Raw genomic sequence first — 4,240 nt, forward strand, 5'->3', positions numbered from 1 at the left:
ACAAACAACGGGCCAGGCACCACGACGTCGGCAAGACCGTCAAACGCGCCGAATCGATCAAGGAACACCAAGCCCAGCAAGGTTAAACGTCAAGCTTAGAAGCTGTTGTCTTTCCGGGCTTGAAGACTGCGTTTTCGTTGGTCGGGCATAGGGTCTGCGGTCCCGTGGGAGTGGTGGCCTGTCGTGCCATCGCTTCTGGGGAGGTCGTGGATGCCGTCGGTCGTGGGGTTGCTGGAACAGCGCGAGCTTGCTGCCCGCCGTCGGGTGGACGAGCTACGGGAGGAAGCCGACCGCGTCCAGGCCGAACTGGTCGTGGCCGAGCGGGAATGGCAGGAGTGGGCCGTCGCCCGCTTGCGGGTCGGCGAGGTGCTGGCTCCGGTGGACGAGAGCGAAGCTCATTCCCTGACCGAGCGGACAGTGCCGGCCGAGGGGCAGGCGGAGCAGACTTCGACAGCGCCGAGGGCAGCGAAGCCGAGGGCGCAGGTGCCCATGTGGCGTGAGGGGCTGGCCTGGTCGGTGCTGTCGGTGGACTACCAGCGCATCCTGCAGGTGCTCACGGACCGGCATCAGCTCGGCCAAGGACCCTTGTCCTGCCAGGAGATGGCCGCCTTGTTCGGCCTGGACGTGGTGCCGGCCAAGGTGGAGGCACTGCGGTCGAAGGCGAAACGGCTGGTCGCGCGCGGTTGGCTGGCCGAGCGGCAGTCGGGCCGGTTCACTCTCGCGGCGGGCGTGATCGGGCCAGGCGGCGGGTCATGAGCAGGATCATCGACCAGTAGATCATCGCTTCGGCGCTGGTGGTGCGGCGCTCGTAGTCGCGCGACAGGCGACGGGTGCGCATCAGGTGGGCGAAGAGGCGCTCGACGATCCACCGCTTGGGCAGCAGCACGAAGCCGCGCATGTCGCAGCTGCGCTTGACGATCAGCAGGACCAGCGCGAGTGCGGTGAGGCAGTACTCGACGAGACTGCCGGTGTAGCCGCCGTCGGCCCAGATCAGGGCCAGGCGGTGGTGCGCGTCGGCGACCTGCGCAAGCAGGACGTGGGCGGCGGTGCGGTCACTGGTGTCCGCGGCGGTGACCATCACTGCCAGCAGCAGGCCGAGGGTGTCCACCACGACGTGCCGCTTGCGGCCGTTGACGAGCTTGCCGCCGTCGAAGCCGCGGCTGTCCGCCCCGACGACCGCGTCCGCCTTGACGGACTGCGAGTCGATCACGCCAGCGGTGGGCTGCGCATCCCGGCCCGCCTTCTGACGTACCCGATCACGCAGCCGGTCGTGGAACTCCCTGACCAGCACCTGATCGCGCCAGCGGCGGAAGAACGCGTATACCCGGTCCCATGGCGGGAAGTCCCCGGGCATGGCCCGCCACTTGATGCCGTTGTCCACCAGGTAGCGGATCGCGTCCAGCATCGCCCGGTGGCAGTACGCCTCCGGCTGGCCGCCCCGGCCGCGCAGCCAGGCCGGCACCGGCAGCAGCGGCCGCACCACGGCCCATTCCGCGTCCGTCATGTCCGAGGAATACCGCCGAACACGTTCTGGGTGATCGGCCGCATTCCCGAACCGGTGAGCGACGCAATCACACGTCGGCGCAGCAGAGTTGAACTCCACCGGCTCGAGCACGTACAACAGCGGCAACAGGGTCTCCTGGATCTCGGTTAGCTTCGCAACCCCGAGCTACCAAGAGGCCCTGTTCTCATGCCCGCAGCCGACAGCAACCACCCGATCGAGACACATCCCTCAAGATCGGAACGAGACAGCTACTCAGTCCGACGTCTCGGGGGGGGGCACCGATCAGACGTACAGTGCTACAACTGTTGGCGGAAGGATGCCGACGCAAGCCCGCCACGCGTCCGAGGCGCCCTCCTGGTCCTCGCCGACTCCCTTCGTGACCATCGGTCTGTTCGAAGACAAGAGTTGTGGGCCACACTCAGTGTGTGACAGCTGCCATTATTACAGCCAGTGCAAGCATCGTCGTTGCGGTGCTTGCCTTCCTCCTCAGCCAGCGTGCCCAACTGCTGCAAGAGCGCCGGCAGGCGCGCCTGACGCGTATCAACGCTCAGCTTCGGGAGCTATATGGGCCGCTCAACACCCTTGTTGACATGAATGAACAAATTTGGGAGGGGCTGCGCGCAACGATTCTCCCCCCACGCGAGGAGAGGGAGGTCGGGGTGGGCGCAAGCGAGTGGGCGAGATGGCGAGATTCAGCCCTCATGCCCACAAATCGACGGATGTGCGACTTGATCATCGAGCACGCGGACTTGATCATTGAGTCGGACGTGCCGCGGCCTCTCCGCGAATTTTGCAGTCATGTCCTATCCCTGGAAGTCGTAATCACTGAGGAAGCGGAGGGTGTAAGTCGTCGACCTTTGGTAGCACATCCGGGAGATGATTTCGTCGGCTATGTCCGCAATTCCTTCGTTCAACTCAAGAACCAGCAGCAGAAATTGCTTGGATCGACCTCATAACCTAAGTGGAATCACTGATCTCACAGTTTGAAGATCCTCTCCTCCTCTCTCGAAGGCACTGTGGGCAGCATAAATCGGGTCCCCAGCCGACCCCCCTGATCGACCTCCATCGCAATTCCTCGCGGTTTTGCATCGAACACTCAGTATCAGTTTTCGTGCAATACATGCCTGGATGATCTTTCGTCAACGGGCGAGCACAGCATTCCCACGATCCCAAACCCATCGAGACATCCCCATGCGAGGGATGGTTATTCAGTCGAAATAGGGTCTGCAGCGCGAGGGCCTTCACTAGATTTTGACTCGCAAAGTCGTACTTCTCGTCCCACATTACAGAATCCCGATGTGCAACATTTGATCTATCGAAGCAAACGACCGAGAAGTATTCCGTTTGTCTGACAGGTTCACCATGACGAAGTCGCCTGATCTCGGACTCGTAGAGTGCAGCGACGTGTTCTCGATACACTGCAGCTAAGTTCGGCGAGGCGGAAAAATATCCAAACGTTCTTTGAAGGAAATCGAGCTCATGCGTGCGGCGTGGGACGAGCAGTGCAATTTGCTCTAGAGGTTTATTCGCCGCGACGTGTTTTAGCTCCCATTCGGTGTATTCCCCCTCTTTTAACTGGACCAGGACTAGGGATGCTCTCGATGCCAGATCCTCGACGGTCTTCTTCCAGCGGCCGCCACCACTTTTAACGTATAGGCGCCGCGCACCGAGTTGCGGAAGGCGCTCTCTAGGATCGCCCAGCGCCACGACCTCGCCGTAAGCGCGCCTCATGGTCAGAAACAATAGTTCCTCCTCCGTGCACGCATCCCTCGGAAGCTTTCCGTCTCTGTCTCCGAACTGGAATTTTGCCGCCCTGCGATCAGTCCTGAAGGTGCGCAGGTAGAGCACGAACTCCCCTTTTAGGTCTAGCGGAGACTCAAGCGGAGTCGTTGAGAGCCTGCGCGCCAACCTTGCTACCTCATAGGGGATCAGCTCAAGGTAGAAGAATCCCTCCGCAAGAACACAAGAAAGGAGCAGCACGATGATTGACCAAATTGGGATGGCGTCGAGTAGGGATATCCCGGCAAACCAGCGAAGTAGGCCAGCGGTAAACATCAAGAGGAATACCAACAGCTTGAAAGGGTCTCTGGCTAAATGCCACGCGTAGGGCAGAATCACTCCTCTAAGTGCCTTGCTTGCCATTTGGTTGATTTTCCTAAGATTAGGCTGACCCAATCCAACCTCCAAGAAGTGCGTCCCCGCAGACGGAGCCGTGAGGAGTGCCGCCCAGCCCTGGTGAACCATGTCTGTGGCTGGCGCGCCTGCGCCCGAAGGAAGTATCCAGCCTGCCGCCCCGGCCGCGCAGCCACCTCGGCGTCGGCAGCAGCGGCCGGAGCTCAGCCCACTCTGCGTCCGTCATGTCCGTCGGGTTACCGGCGCTGGTGTGCGGGCCGGTCAGCCGCGTTGCCCTACGAGTGCGCGAGGCAATCACACGATGGGGCAGCCGAGTTGGACTTGCCGGCCATCGACACGGGCGACTGCGGCACTGGAGTCTCCTGCCGCTCTACGGATTCGATACCCACGAGCTGTGCTCAAGGCCCTGTCTTCATGCCCTGGCCGCGGCATGGCCGCGGCAGATCATCCAACCAGGAACCCGCGTTCGACCGCCACTGCTCAAGATCGAAAAGACAACAGCTTCTTAGCTTGACGTTTAACCCCGCGGGTCACTCGTCCTGCTGACCTGCGGTTCTTCACGGGACAGCGGAGACGGCCGTTCTCCACGCTTCGAGATGTCGA

Annotated in this window: 4 protein-coding genes; 2 read left to right on the top strand and 2 right to left on the bottom strand. The window is 61.9% G+C overall.

Annotation, left to right across the window (positions count from 1 at the left end):
* The first annotated feature begins 210 nt into the window (after positions 1-210).
* Complete coding sequence (locus IH50_RS0136585; RefSeq protein ID WP_030872821.1) at positions 211-756, top strand: hypothetical protein; 546 nt, start codon at positions 211-213, stop codon at positions 754-756.
* On the opposite strand, the gene IH50_RS0136590 is transcribed toward IH50_RS0136585, so the two are convergent.
* Positions 713-1,504: an IS5 family transposase gene (locus IH50_RS0136590; RefSeq protein ID WP_078914230.1), complete on the bottom strand. Its 792-nt coding sequence runs from the start codon at positions 1,502-1,504 to the stop codon at positions 713-715. The genes IH50_RS0136585 and IH50_RS0136590 overlap by 44 nt on opposite strands.
* Positions 1,505-1,929: 425 nt before the next feature.
* Between IH50_RS0136590 and IH50_RS40550 the strand changes: the two genes are divergently transcribed.
* The gene (locus IH50_RS40550; RefSeq protein ID WP_199822197.1) at positions 1,930-2,460 is read left to right on the top strand and encodes a hypothetical protein; all 531 of its coding nucleotides are present in this window, start codon (positions 1,930-1,932) and stop codon (positions 2,458-2,460) included.
* Between the two features lies 1 nt (position 2,461).
* Here IH50_RS40550 and IH50_RS41870 read toward each other — a convergent pair whose 3' ends face one another.
* A complete protein-coding gene (locus tag IH50_RS41870; protein WP_158801415.1) occupies positions 2,462-3,646 on the bottom strand; it encodes a hypothetical protein in 1,185 nt (394 codons plus the stop codon).
* Positions 3,647-4,240 lie beyond the last annotated feature (594 nt).

The sequence above is a fragment of the Streptomyces sp. NRRL S-37 genome (assembly GCF_000721605.1).
Taxonomy (GTDB): Bacteria; Actinomycetota; Actinomycetes; order Streptomycetales; family Streptomycetaceae; genus Streptomyces.